The sequence below is a fragment of the Acinetobacter sp. CIP 101966 genome, from assembly GCF_000369725.1.
GTDB classification, from domain to species: Bacteria; Pseudomonadota; Gammaproteobacteria; order Pseudomonadales; family Moraxellaceae; genus Acinetobacter; species Acinetobacter lwoffii_Q.
On record NZ_KB850160.1, the window covers coordinates 768,745 to 783,514 of the forward strand.

Here is a 14,770-nt window from a genome sequence, read left to right on the forward strand (position 1 = left end):
TAAGTAAAGCATTAAAAAACCCTTAACTCTATTAGAATTAAGGGTTTAGATCTTATATAAAGCTATATAAGTATAAAATTTGGTGGGCCCAGACAGACTTGAACTGTCGACCAACGGATTATGAGTCCGCTGCTCTAACCAACTGAGCTATAGGCCCTATATGCTGAAAACTTTATTTATCAATAAGTTCAGGCGTCATGAATACTAGCTAAGATTTTTTGGAAAGACAAGTGCTTTTATAACTGCTTGAACATTTAGGCAGCAATCATGGGCGACTTGTCTTAGTCAAAATTCAGTTACTTAAGACTTCAGTATAGGAGGCATATAGAAAAATGAGATACATGCTGCATCATTTAAGATAAATGAGCCTGTATCTTGAATTTAATCCGGTCTACTAAGCGTAAAACTGATAGATTTAAGGTCTTAGTATATCTATAAGGTATCAAAATTCTTTATTACTCAGGCAGCAATGTTAAAGGAATAGCCTAGAACTAAAGAAGATAGAATGACTAGAATTCAGACTTCATTTCTTCGTCTTTATGTAAATCCTGCTTAATTTCGATCAAAGACCATACAATTATAAGCGCAAAAATCAATAGGGAGACTACGAAGGCTGTCATGTACGTCATACTTTTCAATCTCAGAGTAGAAAGAATAAGAAAATAGAAAAGACCTGTATCAGTCTTCTTCTTCGACAAAAGTCTAATAACTAAAGTGTGCTCTGGATAGTCATTTTTTCATCATTTTAAGACTTTTTTTGTATCTAATGATATTTTTAAGATCTTAATATTGTTTTATTTATATATATTAACTCTTAATCTTGCAGCTTAAAAAGATGAATAAATCATAGATTTTTACATTATTCGCTGATTTTATTGGAAAGCCTATTGACTGTATGGGCGAACAAGATGAAATTATGCAGTTCTCTACATACAGCTTTTACTTCTCCGTACTTATGCTAAATAAATTCCTTGGCGAATCTGCATTTAAACTTGCAGGTTGGCAATATCATGTCGAACCCGATGTGCTTGAAGATAAACAGGTCATTATTGGGTTTGAACATACCTCAATGATGGATGCGGTACTGTCAATTGCCCTGTTCCAGATTTATGACCTCAAGGTTCATACCTTGATTAAAAAAGAATTATTTAAAGGACCGTTTAAACCGCTATTGAACGCTGTGGGTGGTATTCCGGTTGACCGCAAGGCCAGTAAAGATATCGTGACCCAGATGGTGGAACATTTTCAGAACAATGAAAAGTTCAATCTGGTGATTGCTCCCGAAGCAACACGGGCTAAACAAGGTGAAGCACGCAAACCAATCCGTACCGGTTTCTGGCATATTGCCAAGGCTGCCAATGTACCAATCGTGTTGTTATACGCCAATTCCAGAACCAAGCAAGGTGGCATTCTTGGCAAGATCTATCCGACAGACCTTGCGCATGACCTGGCTTTGATCAAGCAACTATATAAAGACAAGGTTGGCCTGGATATCGTTATTCCAGAATAAGCTTTTTAAAAATAAAAGCACGGACATAATCAGCGATTCTGCTGTTTATGTCCAAGTCATCTGTCTATATCAATGTATAAATAGAATTATAAATCTCCCTATCCTCTTTCTATTTTTCCTCGATATTGCACTTTTTTTGTTTTTATCCTGAAATCTCAAATCCAGGCACTTTTTTTTAAAAAAACGCTTATGGTAGAATTTCGGCATTCTGATAGGCATACAGCCAATCTACAAGGAGCATAGTTCGCATGGCGGGTCATTCCAAGTGGGCCAATATTAAGCATCGCAAAGCAAAACAAGATGCGAGTCGTGGTAAAGTTTTTACCAAATACATTCGTGAATTAACCACTGCTGCAAAGCTTGGTGGTCCAGATACTGCAAGCAACCCTCGTCTACGTGCTGTGGTTGAAAAAGCATTATCAGTGAATATGACACGTGATGTGATCAACCGTGCCATTCAACGTGGTGCTGGTGGCGAAGATAACGACGACCTGAAAGAAGTGACCTACGAAGGTTATGGTGTAGGTGGTGTTGCGGTTATTGTTGAAACCATGACTGACAACTTGAACCGTACTGTGCCTGACGTACGTCATTGCTTCTCTAAAACTGATGGTAACTTAGGCACCAATGGTTCGGTGGCATTCCTGTTCACGAAACGTGGTGAGATCACTTTTGAAGATGTGTCTTTGGAAGATCAAATCATGGAAGTGGCATTAGAAGCAGGTGCTGAAGACATCGAAGTCACTGAAGATGATATCCTGGTCATTACCACACCTGAAGCTTTCGGTGATGTTCAAGATGCTTTAACTGCTGCAGGTTTAAAATCTGACAATGCTGAAGTAGTGATGAGCCCTTCTACCAAAGCAGAGATCACAGACATCGACCAGGCGAAAAAAATCATGAAAATGATTGATATGCTTGAAGATCTGGATGATGTACAAAACGTATATACCAACGTTGAATTCTCAGATGCTGTTTTAGCAGAACTTGATGCTTAACTGTCACTGATTCAAAAAACGCACCTTAGGGTGCGTTTTTTTGTGGCTGTCGACCACCCTAGCTTTGATTAAACTTTATTGAGTAATCCGCTACAGTTAAAGACATTATATTCTTTAATGACAAAGCTGGAATGCAGTGCCACCACATGCTCAATTTTTCCAATCCGCTTAAGCAGGATTTCACTATAATTTTCCATATCCCTTGCCACCACTTCGACAATAAAGTCCGCAGACTGACCGGTGACCAAAAAGGCATTAATCACTTCGGGAATACTTTCCAGTTCTTCCAGGAATTTAGCAAAAGTATCGCTATCATGTTTGCTTAAGGATACCTGTAACAGCACATGCAGGCTGAAACCTAATTTCTGGTAATTGATTTCACGTTTTAAGCCACTGATAATATTATGATCGATTAAGTGTTTGATCCTGCGATGCACCGAACTGACAGATAAATTCACCCGCTCGGACAGTTCATTCAGATTGACATCTTCATGGGTCAATATTTCTAGAATATGTTTATCGAAACGATCCAGTTCCATTTTTATACTCTTATATCAATAATCAATAGATGCAGAAAATTTTGCGCCATCTCTGTTATACAATATTTATTTATTTTTCACAAAATTTTCATATTCTGAAATTTTTTTCCAAATGGGATCTTATTTTATAAATACGGTTTTCATACTGAATCAAATGACCGTTAATCGCATTAATTAAAAATATGACCAATGGTATTTTACGTTAAATCTTTATTTTTAAATTATTTAAATTGGGTAAACACGGCAACAGATAGGCTATTCCCCTCAGCCCCCACACGACTTAACCGCCCATCTTTTACAAGTGTATAGAAATAGATTAAAACAAAGGCGCTTTAAAAACAAAAATAGCGCATTTCAAAAATATTACACAAGGAACGGTCATGGCTTCTAAACTTTTAAGCTTGATAAAAACAAAAGTGAGTCCTGTTTTAACCGTCGAAACCCAAACGAAGAGCTTATTGGGCGGCTTATTCGGTGGAACGACATCAGGCACCCTCACCAATCTTATTGGCAATCTCACCGGATCCAATACTCAACCTTCAGTCAGCTCATTATTAAATAATCTCCTTTCTGGAAGCAGCCTGAGTACGACAAATCTCAGCAATTTATTAACTCAGTTTTCTGGTTCGAATGCCTCAAGTTTAAATATTCAAAGCCTGATCAGTAGCTTAACTCAATCCAATGGCGGTAGCTTTAATATTACCCAGGTCACCAACTTATTAAAGAGCTTAATGGGGAGCAATAGCAGCAGCCTGGATCTTGAGGCTATTTCTAAACTGGTGGGCGGCTTATTGGGCGGCAGTACGGGCAATATTGATATTGGTAAAATTTCTCAACTGGTCGGTGGCCTGATCGGCGGTTCAAGTAATATTGATATTGGTGCCATTGCGGGTCTGGTCAGCAACCTCATCGGTGGTAATGGTGATATCGATATCGCGAAAATTGCTCAACTGGTTATTGGCTTAATCGGTGGTTCAAGCAATATTGATATCGGTGCGATTGCTAGTCTAGTCGGCAACCTGATCGGCGGTAATGGCGAGATTGATATCGCACAAATCGCTCAACTGGTTGGCGGCCTGATTGGTGGGTCTGGCGGCCTAGGTGGCGTGGACATTGGTGCGATTGCAGGTCTGGTCGGCAACCTGATTGGTGGCAATGGCGAGATTGATATCGCACAAATTGCTGAATTGGTCGGTGGTCTGATCGGCGGTTCTGGCGGTTTAGGTGATATAGATATTGGAGCAATTGCAGGTCTGGTGGGTGGCTTAATCGGTGGCAATGGCGAGATTGATATTGCGCAAATCGCTCAACTGGTTAGTGGCCTGATCGGCGGTTCTGGCGGATTGGGCGGTGTAGATATTGGTGCCATCGCAGGTCTGGTCGGCAACCTGATTGGCGGTAATGGTGAAATTGATATCGCACAAATTGCTGAATTGGTCGGTAGTCTGATCGGTGGTTCTGACGGTTTAGGTGATATAGATATTGGAGCAATTGCAGGTCTGGTGGGTGGCTTAATCGGTGGCAATGCAGGCGGTGATTTTGATCTTGGTGCTATTACCGATTTAATTAGCGGCTTTGTAGGCGGAAATGCAACAGGTGGTTTTGATGTCGGTGGCTTCACTGACTTACTGAGCGGTCTGATTGCGAATGGTTCAAATGGCATAGATTTAGGTGGATTATTAGGCAATCTCAATCTCGGTAGCGATCTGGATCTGGGTGGTATGATCGAAGGTATTTCCTCTGCTTCAAACGGCTTTGACTTAGGCAGTATTGCCGAAGGTGTTGGTCAGTTGGTTGGTAGTGGCTCTTCGATTGAATTGCCTGACCTCGGTGATCTTGTCCAAGGTGTGGGTACGACTGATTCCAATATTGATCTGTCTGCTATCCTGCCGGGCATTAAAGATACAATTCAGAATATCGGCAGTGGCGGTTCTTCATCCGGATTTGATTTTGGTTCACTCCTCAATAATTTTACTAAAAATATTGATATCGACCAGACTAATCCTTGGGGTTAATCATAATCTCATTAAAAAACGCGCTTCATGCGCGTTTTTTTAATTCTTGGATTAGCATTTAAACTTATACACCACGCCAGTCTACCCGTGCATTGCGTTCGGTTCGGTAAATACGGCAAATATATTCACCCAGTGGTAGCTCATTCAAATACTGCTGATAGTCGCGATATTCTTCGGACAAGGTTTCAAAATTTTCTTTTTCCCACGGCGTACCTGGAATCGCCAGAAGCGGTGCCAACATGGAACAAACTGCAATATCCGCCAGACCTAAACGATTTCCGACAAAATAATGCCCACCTTGGCTGACCAGCATCTGATTAAGCTGCTGTACAGCAACATCGATGTGTTGTTTAGATTCCGCCACGGTTTCCTCATTCAATGCATACCCCTTGGCCACCATCGCTTTCAATAAAGGTTTAGAAAATTTTTCAAACTGGCGCAGATAGCCCTGCTCACCAATTAAAATATCCAGAGATTCATGATCAGAAGTCAGTGCTTGAGAGAGCATCCAGCGACGGACATGACGACCCAATTCCAAAGTAATTTCATTAATTTCTAAAGCTTTATTTCGAAAATATCCTTCCGCGTGCAGTAAACGATGTTCTGGATAAGTATCATCCAGATACAGAGCAATCTGGGTGGAATCTGCGATCCATCGATCCTGATCACGCAAAATAGGCAGACGATTCTGTCCTGTTTTCAGGCGGGCAAAAGCGCGGTGTACCCCGGGTATCAGATTATGAGCAACATAATACAACTCTTTATGGTCCAGCATCCAACGTGCTTTTTCGCAAAAGTGAGATAAAGGAAACTGGTATAAAGTTCGCATGTATGCTCCATGTTTATCGTTATTGGATCAGGGCGTGTAGGCCGCTGTTTTATTCAGATACTTTAGTCACTCACTTTTAGAAAAACAATGTGATTTTTATTCAAAAGTAAAATACTGGCTGATTATTCCTCTATGGTTGGTGGACTCACTACACATCCCGGAAAGCTCAGCGAGTCATTTTAGGTCGCCAGAAGCATTTGATTGCAATAAACCACAAGCACATGACCTGACTTTAGTCATGCTTTCATGTAAAATCGGGGGCAATTTTTATATAACGCTTTTGTGAGTTATTTCATGGGTTTTAATTGCGGTATTGTCGGCTTGCCGAACGTTGGTAAATCTACACTTTTCAATGCCTTAACCAAAGCTGCTATTGCTGCAGAAAACTTCCCTTTCTGTACGATCGAACCAAACACCGGAATTGTACCTGTTCCTGATCCACGTTTAGACAAATTGACTGCAATTGTTAAACCGCAACGTGTTATTCCGACTTCTATGGAGTTTGTAGACATCGCAGGTCTGGTAGCAGGTGCTTCTAAGGGTGAAGGCTTGGGTAACCAGTTCCTGGCCAACATTCGTGAAACTGATGCAATTGCTCACGTTGTGCGTTGTTTTGAAGATGAAAACGTGATTCATGTGAATGGTCGTATTGATCCACTGGATGACATCGCTACGATTAATACCGAACTTGCGCTCGCAGACTTAGATGCTGTAGCCAAAGCAATTACGCGTTTGACTAAATCTGCTAAAGGTGGTGACAAAGAAGCGCTAGCCACTAAAGCTGTATTGGAAAAAATCCAGCCTTTACTGGATGAAGGTAAACCGGCTCGCGCAGCAGACCTAGATGATGACGAACGTAAACTGGTTCGTGGTTTTGGCTTAATGACCCTTAAACCAACCATGTATATTGCCAACGTTGCTGAAGACGGTTTTGAGAACAACCCACATTTAGATGCAGTGAGAAAATTGGCTGCTGAAGAAAATGCGATTGTAGTTCCACTGTGCAACCAGATTGAAGCTGAAATTTCATTGCTTGAAGATGAAGACCGTGCTGAATTCCTTGAAGCAATGGGCATGGAAGAACCTGGCTTAAACGTGGTGATTCGCGCGGGTTATTCACTGCTTGGCCTACAAACTTACTTCACCGCGGGTGTACAAGAAGTTCGTGCCTGGACCGTAAAAGTTGGCGCAACTGCACCACAGGCAGCAGGCGTGATTCATACCGACTTTGAAAAAGGCTTTATCCGTGCAGAATGTATCGCTTATGATGATTTCGTGCAGTACAACGGCGAAGCCGGTGCGAAAGAAGCAGGCAAATGGCGTCTAGAAGGTAAAACTTACATCGTTCAGGATGGCGATGTTTTACACTTCCGTTTTAACGTTTAAGTCATTGCTGTTAAAAAAAGCCCCTTCTTGGGGTTTTTTTATTGCTTATAAAAAGAGGATTCATACGTATAACAGGCTTTCTGGAAGCGCATAAGATCAACACATATTAACAATAATGATAACTATTCTCATATATGAATATTAAATTAGAGTGTATCTTAAATCTAATGAAAAATAACCTAACTCCATTCTCCCCAAGGAATCCTGCCAATGAGCTACACCTTGCCTGTACTGCCTTATGCTTATGATGCGCTAGAGCCTCATATCGATAGCAAGACTATGGAAATTCATCATAGCAAGCATCATCAAACCTATATCAATAATATTAATGCAGGAATAGCAGGCACTGAATGGGAAGATTTATCAGTCGAAGCCTTAATTAGCAAATTCAATGAAGTGCCCGAGCAACTCAGACAGAACGTGATGAACAATGCTGGTGGACATGCCAATCATTCCCTGTTCTGGACAGTGATGAGTCCAGACGGCGGTGGTCATCCCGAAGCTGAAATTGCCAAGGCAATCGAACATGAATTAGGAGGATTCGAGGCATTTAAAGAAGCGTTTACCCAAGCAGGGCTTAGCCGTTTTGGTAGTGGGTGGGCCTGGTTAAGTATGGCGCCAGATCAAACGCTTATTGTAGAAAGTAGCGCCAATCAGGATTCTCCGCTGATGCATGGCAATATTCCCCTTTTAGGTCTGGATGTTTGGGAACATGCCTATTATTTACAATATCAAAACCGTCGTCCGGAATATATCTCGGCTTTTTTCAATGTCGTGAACTGGGAAGAAGTGAATCGTCGTTATCTGGAAGCGTTGAACGCGCTTTAAATCTTTGAGGAGATCGGTCATGTCTATACGTACACTGATTCAACGCATGATTGGCAGCACACTCCTGATCTGCGGTGTAATGGTGCTTTTATTAGAACATGTATGGATGCCCTATTTTTAAAGTTTATTTTGCTAAAAAAGCCAGTCTGAATGACTGGCTTTTTATAGGTACATTTAAATGGGCAAAGGTTTATTGCATATTGGCAATTGCAGTACCTTTTTGCTTAGGATCGGTATTTCCGAGTGCAGGATGGGCAATGGCATTCTGACATTGCATTTTATCGCGCTCATAATCTGCCTGTTTTTGTTGTAGGCTGTTGCCATTTTCCATGGTCGTCCGCGCCCAGATTTCCAGACTGGTCAAAGCTTTACGACACAGAGCATATTTGCCTTCGGTCACCGAATCGGTCATTTTGACATTAATACGCCAGTCTGTACTCAATTTACGTGCTGGTTGACGTACCTGTGTTTCCAGCTGATCCACTTCTTTATTATAGACCAGTGGATCCACTTCATTGATCAGTTGCCATGCGGCATTGGCATAAGTCGTCGCATCATTAGTCAATTTAGGTGCCGGTTTAATTTCTGGCTTATCAGTCGATTGACTGTCATTCCCACACGCTTGTAACAATATTGCCGTGCTTATTAAAGCAGCAATCAGCATCGCACGTGTCTTGAACATCCACATATCAGGCTCGCCAATTTAAACATTTCGGCACTATGCTATTAAATTCACGTAGAATACACAATCTTCATTTGACCCATCGTTCAACTCTCCTTCAAGGTGTGTCGTGTCTGAACCGAATCAACTCGCTACGCAACCTGCTGGCTTCTGGCAAGGTGCAAAAGATAGCCAAGCGATTATCTTCACTTATTTACCAGTGTCGTTTGCTTTTGGTGTTTCAGCCACCCAGTTTGGCTTTACCGCCTGGGAAGCACTGTTCCTGTCCTGCTCGATGTATGCAGGTGCCAGCCAGTTCCTGGTGGTCGCGCTCTTAGGTAGTGGAACATCTATCTGGATGACGGCATTAACCGTGATTGCCTTAGACATTCGTCATCTGCTTTATGGCCCTGCGTTACAAAATCTGATTCAAGACCGGCTGAATTTAAAGAAAACGGCAATCTGGTCTTGGGGTTTGACCGATGAAGTTTTTGCCTCCGGCATGATCAAGCTCTCGCAACGGCGACAGGAATGGTCAGAATCCTGGATGCTGGGTTTAAGCCTGTTTAGCTGGATGTCCTGGGCACTCGGATCTTTCCTCGGTGGATTGTTTGCCGATCAGGTCAGCAACCTGCCGCAATTCTTACAGGCTGCGCTGGATTTCTTGTTACCTGCGCTGTTCCTGAGCTTCTTGTTAGCCGCTTTTGAGAAAAAACATACTTTTGTTGTAGCTGTCACAATTCTGGTGTCTGCGATTGCCTGTTATTTTATCGACCTGTCTGCCGCGATCTTTATCGGTATAAGTTCTGGTATTTTCGCAGGCCTGTTCAAGCACTATATTTTGAAACAGCCAGATCCTGAACACGCAGGAGATCAAGCATGAATCTAGAGATTATTCTGGTCGGGATTTTAGTCGGGATTGCCAATTTTGCCTCGCGCTTTGGTCCTTTTTTTGTCATTCAAAAATTTCAGCAAGGTTCGCAAAAACGTGGAGCATTGTGGCTAAAAATTGCCTTGGGTTCAATTGGCATTGCTGCGATCAGCTCCATGTTGGTGGTTGCTACCCTGCCACCTTTATTAGAAACACCGAATAAAAGTTTTGCGATGCTGGTTGGCTTTATTGTGCTCACGGTTTTGTACTTTAAGTTTAAACGGATTGTGATGGCGACACTGACCGCAGCGCTCACCTATGGGTTGGTTTACACTTATGTTCCGGTACCCTTTTAAGCTTTAACTCGTTGATCAATTGAAACAAAGACTTATGCTAAACTCATAGTATAGGTCTTTTTTTATATAACAATAAAAACAAGGAAGGATGCGCATGTTTGAAGTCAAACAGGTGATTGAAGGCAAAATCTTTATTCATCATCGGCGCGATGAAATGTTAACCGTATTCCATCGACATGAAGTGCCGGCACAATATTTTGAATGTTTTATCAATGCTCAAAATTTTACCGGACATTTTGTCGAAATACATGCTCAACCAGCAGATCAAGTTCGGGTGGTTTATATTAAAAAGAATAGCACCCATCAAATTATTGCTATGCTTAATCAGAGCCAATACGTGCTGCATCTTCATCCTTTGACATTGATTTTGGGTAAATGGAGCTTCAGACATCGTGTCCTGCCGAATACTCTAAAAATTTTTGCTGGTTTATTTGCGCTCCTTTTTATTCTTTTTTCAGCTACCGCCTTTTCAGCAGATCAGTTCCAGCTCACCACCATCTTGCGAGACTGCATTCAATTCACAGTTTTTGGGCTACTGTTATTTTTGCTGTGCTTTGTACTGCCTTTTGTATTGCCCTATGCGTATTTCCTGCATGTTCGTACATTACGTCTGTTAAAGATGCTAAATATCAATACTGAACAAGTTGCACAAATAGAAAAGCTCAAGTCTCAAAGCGGGATTTATCTTCTGCAAACGCAGTCTGACAGCGATGTGAAAATGACAGCGCCTCCTTATTAAATCTAGAAAAACTTTATAAATAAAACTGTTGGTCAATATCACAATTTTGTATGAATCTTGGCTTAACTGTCGGCTCAGTTCTGCTATGCTAAAAGTCCATAAAATCAAGCATGGATGATCCACATGAGCGTGACTATTGGTACTCCCCTTCAATCTTCTGCCTATAAAGTTCTATTATTGGGTTCTGGTGAACTGGGCAAGGAAGTGGTGATTTCACTACAACGCCTTGGAGTCGAAGTTCATGCTGCTGACCGTTATGATCATGCCCCTGCCATGCAGGTTGCGCATTATTCCTATACCTTGAATATGGCAGATGCTGTAGAACTCAAACAACTCATCAATCAAATCCAGCCACATTTAATTGTTCCTGAAATTGAAGCGATTGCGACCGAAGTTCTGCTTGAAATAGAAGCCCAGAACATTGCTACAGTCATTCCTTCTGCTAAAGCCGTCAATCTGACCATGAACCGTGAAGGTATTCGTCGTCTGGCTGCGGAAGAACTCGGTCTGCCAACTTCAGCTTACCGTTTTGCCGACAGTTTAGAATCCTTCCGCGCGGCCTGTGACGATGTCGGCTATCCAAACTTTGTGAAACCGGTGATGTCATCTTCAGGCAAAGGTCAGTCTCGTGTTACCCGTTTTGATGAAGTCGATGCTGCCTGGGAATATGCGCAAACCGGTGGCCGGGTCAATCAGGGTACTGTGATTGTAGAATCACAAATTGACTTTGATTTTGAAATTACCTTATTGACTGTTCGTGCAAAAAATCCAGAAACCGGCGAAATCGAAACGTCTTATTGCGACCCGATCGGACATCGTCAGGACTCAGGTGATTATGTGGAAAGCTGGCAGCCTCAACCGATGACTCCAGCCGCGCTGGAAGAATCCAAGCGCATTGCCAACAAGGTCACTACAGCACTTGGTGGCTGCGGAATCTTTGGAGTGGAACTCTTTGTAAAAGGCGAAAAAGTATGGTTTAGTGAGGTTTCCCCACGTCCACACGATACTGGACTGGTGACTTTAGCCTCCCAATTTCAAAGTGAATTTGAGCTGCATGCACGTGCTATTTTAGGCTTGCCGGTGAATACTGCACGACATAGTGTGGCTGCCAGTGCGGTAATTTATGCTGGGGTAGATGATCGCAATCTTTCCTTTTCTGGCCTGAATCTTGCTTTAGCAGACGGCAATACCGATTTGCGCCTGTTTGGCAAACCTGAAGGTTTTAAACGTCGTCGTATGGGCGTTGCCACAGCACGTGCGGAAAACATTGAACAGGCACGTGAACTGGCCCTCCAGGTCGCCAACCAAGTTAGCGTCAACCAAAACTAAGCTGAAATACCAACGGACGACTGTATATGATCAACACCCATCCACTGCTGAATTACGCTAAAAGCAACCATGACATTAAAGCCATCAATCAATGGCGCAGTGATGTCGAAAATCAGCTTCAGGAGAGTTTTGAAAATGGCCAGTCGATTCGGGATATTATTCTGGCGCGTTCCAATCTGATCGATGAAGCCCTGCAGTTTCTCTGGCAGCATGCCGAACTGGATCAAACCGATTTGGCCCTGTTTGCTGTCGGGGGTTATGGCCGTCGTGAAATGCTGCCTTATTCTGATGTCGATATCATGATCTTGTCAGAAGACGAGATTAACCCGGAACAGGAACAACTGATTTCTACATTTATTTCATCGCTTTGGGATGTAGGGAATTTCAAACCCGGTATCAGTGTCCGCACCATCAATGAATGTGTTAATCAGGCCAGCAGTGATCTGACCGTTGCCACCACCCTGATTGAAGCCCGCCTGATTATTGGCAATGAAAACCTGTGCAAATGGCCACGTCGCATCGTGTCACGTACCTGGACCGACAAAACCTTTTTTGATGCCAAGATGGATGAGCAGCATAAACGCTATGCTCAGCACAACAATACCGAAAGCAATCTGGAACCGGATATTAAAAATGCGCCGGGCGGTATTCGTGACATCAACCAGATTGGATGGATTGCCAAACGGCATTTCCGCGTCAATCGCATTTACGATCTGGTGCACCTCGGTTTTATTTCAGAATTTGAACTCGGTGTGCTCGAGGAAGCAGAGAGTTTTCTCTGGGAAATCCGTCATCACCTGCACCGCCTGACCAAGCGCGATGAAAACCGCTTACTGTTCGATTATCAGCGCGACATTGCAGCCAAATTTGGCTATGTACGTGAAGAGGCGCATCATCCGAACTATCCAATTGAACAGTTCATGAAGCGCTATTACCGCAGTGCGCAGCAAGTGTCTACACTGAACGAAATGCTGCTGGCCTATTTTAATGAATCGGTCATTACGCCACGTTTACCGCAATATGAACGCCAGATCGAAGAAATCAACCAGAACTTTAAACTGGTCGATGGCAAACTGGCTGTGCAACATCATAAGATTTTCTCGGAAAATCCAAGCGCAATTCTGGAAATTTTCTATCTGCTGGCCAATCGTCCTGAAATCGAAGGCATTCGTGCGCGTACCTTACGCCTGCTGACCTTGGCTGGAAAACGTATTGATCAGGATTTCCGTGATAATCCGGTGCATCAGGCACTGTTTATGGCGATTATCCGTTCACCGCATCGACTCTATGACACCATGGTTGCCATGAAGCGTTATGGTGTGCTTGGAAATTACATCCCGGCCTTTGGACAGATTCTGGGACTGATGCAATATGACCTGTTCCATATCTATACGGTCGATGCACATACCTTATTGCTGCTGCGTAATTTAAACCGCTTTAAAGAACCTGAATTTGCCAAGGAATTTCCGGTGGTCAGTTCAGTGTTTCAGCGTCTGACCCGTCGTGACATAGTCTATCTGGCAGCAATTTTCCATGATATTGCTAAAGGTCGTGGCGGTGACCACAGTGAACTCGGTGCCAGCGACGCGATTAAATTCTGCCGTAGCCATGGCTTTACTGAACGCGAAAGTAATCTGGTGGCCTGGCTGATCCAAAATCATCTGATGATGTCGGTGACTGCCCAGAAAAAAGATATTTCCGATCCGGATGTGGTCAAAGAATTCGCCGAAAAAATGGGTGACATGGAACATCTGGACTATCTGTACACCCTGACAGTCGCCGATATTAACGCCACCAATCCGAAGCTGTGGAATACCTGGCGCGCTTCGCTGATGCGTCAACTATATACTCAGGCACGTGACGTAATCCGTTCTGGTCTGGGCCGTCCGGTTGATTATCAAATGCTGATTGAAGATACTAAATTTGCAGCCAGTGAACTTCTGGTTCAGGACTTCTCACTGGATGAGGTAGAAAAAGTCTGGCAGGAACTTGGTGATGACTATTTCCTCAAAGAAACAGCAGATGAAATTGCCTGGCATACCCGTGCCATTTTACAACACGGCGATAATCCTGCCCCACTGGTGCTGATGCGGGCGCACCGTAAATATGCGCAGGATGCGGTACAGATCTTTATTTATACGCAGGATCAACCCAACCTGTTTGCCACCACCGTGGCTATTCTGGATCGTATGAATCTGGATGTACAAGACGCACGGATTATTACAGCGACTAAAGCCTTCAGTCTGGATACCTATGTAGTACTGGACCGTTTTGGTACCTTATTGACCGATCCGGAACGCGAAGCCACAGTGATTGAAGCTCTGAAAGATGCCTTGAGTCATTCTGATGAATATCCGGGCCTGATGCAGCGCCGGATTCCGCGTCAATTACGTCATTTCGATATTGAAAATACAGTCGATATTAGTATCAATCCTGCCTTGAATCAAAATATGGTCGAAATCGCTACTCTCGATCATCCCGGTTTACTTGCCAAAATCGGTGGTTTATTTATGATGCAAGGCCTGGATATCCACTCTGCCAAAATTGCTACACTTGGCGAACGTGCCGAAGACATATTTTTTGTCACCAAAAAAGATGGCAACCCTATGACACCTGAAGAATCTGCTGAATTTGCAGCTGCACTTAAAACTGCGCTGGATGAAGCCTCTCATCAGGTTTGTAGTCAACACTCACATTAAAACGCGGTTA

At 43.0% G+C, this 14,770-nt stretch carries 13 protein-coding genes and 1 tRNA gene; 10 read left to right on the forward strand and 4 right to left on the reverse strand.

The features are described from left to right. Positions 1–80: 80 nt before the first annotated feature. Positions 81–157: transfer RNA gene (locus F891_RS09765), tRNA-Ile, on the reverse strand. A gap of 798 nt (positions 158–955) precedes the next feature. Between F891_RS09765 and F891_RS09775 the strand changes: the two genes are divergently transcribed. After that, complete coding sequence (locus F891_RS09775) at positions 956–1,510, forward strand: 1-acyl-sn-glycerol-3-phosphate acyltransferase (RefSeq protein ID WP_026056524.1); 555 nt, start codon at positions 956–958, stop codon at positions 1,508–1,510. 248 nt (positions 1,511–1,758) lie between these two features. After that, entirely contained in the window at positions 1,759–2,508 is a 750-nt protein-coding gene (locus F891_RS09780) for a YebC/PmpR family DNA-binding transcriptional regulator (RefSeq protein ID WP_004278933.1), read from the forward strand. 68 nt (positions 2,509–2,576) lie between these two features. On the opposite strand, the gene F891_RS09785 is transcribed toward F891_RS09780, so the two are convergent. Further along, positions 2,577–3,047: an Lrp/AsnC family transcriptional regulator gene (locus tag F891_RS09785; protein ID WP_004645518.1), complete on the reverse strand. Its 471-nt coding sequence runs from the start codon at positions 3,045–3,047 to the stop codon at positions 2,577–2,579. A gap of 380 nt (positions 3,048–3,427) precedes the next feature. Here F891_RS09785 and F891_RS09790 point away from each other — a divergent pair, with 380 nt between their 5' ends. Further along, positions 3,428–5,062, forward strand: coding sequence for a beta strand repeat-containing protein (locus tag F891_RS09790; RefSeq protein ID WP_005103556.1), 1,635 nt, complete (start codon positions 3,428–3,430; stop codon positions 5,060–5,062). Positions 5,063–5,126: 64 nt separating this feature from the next. Here the strand turns inward: F891_RS09790 and F891_RS09795 are convergent, their stop codons facing one another. Continuing rightward, positions 5,127–5,891: a glutathione S-transferase family protein gene (locus tag F891_RS09795; protein WP_004645522.1), complete on the reverse strand. Its 765-nt coding sequence runs from the start codon at positions 5,889–5,891 to the stop codon at positions 5,127–5,129. Positions 5,892–6,185: 294 nt separating this feature from the next. On the opposite strand from F891_RS09795, the gene ychF reads away from it, so the two are divergent. Then, positions 6,186–7,277 carry a redox-regulated ATPase YchF gene (ychF, locus tag F891_RS09800; protein ID WP_004645523.1) on the forward strand — a complete coding sequence of 364 codons (1,092 nt, stop codon included), beginning with the start codon at positions 6,186–6,188 and terminating at the stop codon, positions 7,275–7,277. 210 nt (positions 7,278–7,487) lie between these two features. After that, complete coding sequence (locus tag F891_RS09805; protein WP_005103557.1) at positions 7,488–8,105, forward strand: superoxide dismutase; 618 nt, start codon at positions 7,488–7,490, stop codon at positions 8,103–8,105. 190 nt (positions 8,106–8,295) lie between these two features. Here the strand turns inward: F891_RS09805 and F891_RS09810 are convergent, their stop codons facing one another. Then, positions 8,296–8,793 (reverse strand): hypothetical protein, encoded by a 498-nt coding sequence (locus F891_RS09810; RefSeq protein WP_005103559.1) that lies wholly within the window; start codon positions 8,791–8,793, stop codon positions 8,296–8,298. Between the two features lie 103 nt (positions 8,794–8,896). Between F891_RS09810 and F891_RS09815 the strand changes: the two genes are divergently transcribed. The 5 genes from F891_RS09815 (at position 8,897) to glnD (ending at position 14,760) form a co-directional block, all read left to right on the forward strand. After that, entirely contained in the window at positions 8,897–9,649 is a 753-nt protein-coding gene (locus F891_RS09815; protein ID WP_004278940.1) for an AzlC family ABC transporter permease, read from the forward strand. After that, entirely contained in the window at positions 9,646–9,993 is a 348-nt protein-coding gene (ygaH, locus tag F891_RS09820; protein WP_004278941.1) for an L-valine transporter subunit YgaH, read from the forward strand. The genes F891_RS09815 and ygaH overlap by 4 nt, the downstream gene beginning before the upstream one ends. Before the next feature lie 94 nt (positions 9,994–10,087). Further along, entirely contained in the window at positions 10,088–10,732 is a 645-nt protein-coding gene (locus tag F891_RS09825) for a hypothetical protein (RefSeq protein WP_005252263.1), read from the forward strand. Between the two features lie 114 nt (positions 10,733–10,846). After that, positions 10,847–12,061 (forward strand): formate-dependent phosphoribosylglycinamide formyltransferase, encoded by a 1,215-nt coding sequence (purT, locus tag F891_RS09830; protein ID WP_171066343.1) that lies wholly within the window; start codon positions 10,847–10,849, stop codon positions 12,059–12,061. A 26-nt stretch (positions 12,062–12,087) separates the two neighbouring features. After that, the gene (gene glnD, locus F891_RS09835) at positions 12,088–14,760 is read left to right on the forward strand and encodes a [protein-PII] uridylyltransferase (protein ID WP_005263392.1); all 2,673 of its coding nucleotides are present in this window, start codon (positions 12,088–12,090) and stop codon (positions 14,758–14,760) included. The last annotated feature ends 10 nt before the right edge of the window (positions 14,761–14,770 follow it).

Bases quoted from the DNA above. Each gene is read 5' to 3' on its own strand.
- F891_RS09775 (WP_026056524.1), top strand. From the start codon at position 956: ATGCTAAATAAATTCCTTGGCGAATCTGCATTTAAACTTGCAGGTTGG.
- F891_RS09780 (WP_004278933.1), top strand. From the start codon at position 1,759: ATGGCGGGTCATTCCAAGTGGGCCAATATTAAGCATCGCAAAGCAAAA.
- F891_RS09785 (WP_004645518.1), bottom strand. From the start codon at position 3,047: ATGGAACTGGATCGTTTCGATAAACATATTCTAGAAATATTGACCCAT.
- F891_RS09790 (WP_005103556.1), top strand. From the start codon at position 3,428: ATGGCTTCTAAACTTTTAAGCTTGATAAAAACAAAAGTGAGTCCTGTT.
- F891_RS09795 (WP_004645522.1), bottom strand. From the start codon at position 5,891: ATGCGAACTTTATACCAGTTTCCTTTATCTCACTTTTGCGAAAAAGCA.
- ychF (WP_004645523.1), top strand. From the start codon at position 6,186: ATGGGTTTTAATTGCGGTATTGTCGGCTTGCCGAACGTTGGTAAATCT.
- F891_RS09805 (WP_005103557.1), top strand. From the start codon at position 7,488: ATGAGCTACACCTTGCCTGTACTGCCTTATGCTTATGATGCGCTAGAG.
- F891_RS09810 (WP_005103559.1), bottom strand. From the start codon at position 8,793: ATGTGGATGTTCAAGACACGTGCGATGCTGATTGCTGCTTTAATAAGC.
- ygaH (WP_004278941.1), top strand. From the start codon at position 9,646: ATGAATCTAGAGATTATTCTGGTCGGGATTTTAGTCGGGATTGCCAAT.
- F891_RS09825 (WP_005252263.1), top strand. From the start codon at position 10,088: ATGTTTGAAGTCAAACAGGTGATTGAAGGCAAAATCTTTATTCATCAT.
- purT (WP_171066343.1), top strand. From the start codon at position 10,847: ATGATCCACATGAGCGTGACTATTGGTACTCCCCTTCAATCTTCTGCC.
- glnD (WP_005263392.1), top strand. From the start codon at position 12,088: ATGATCAACACCCATCCACTGCTGAATTACGCTAAAAGCAACCATGAC.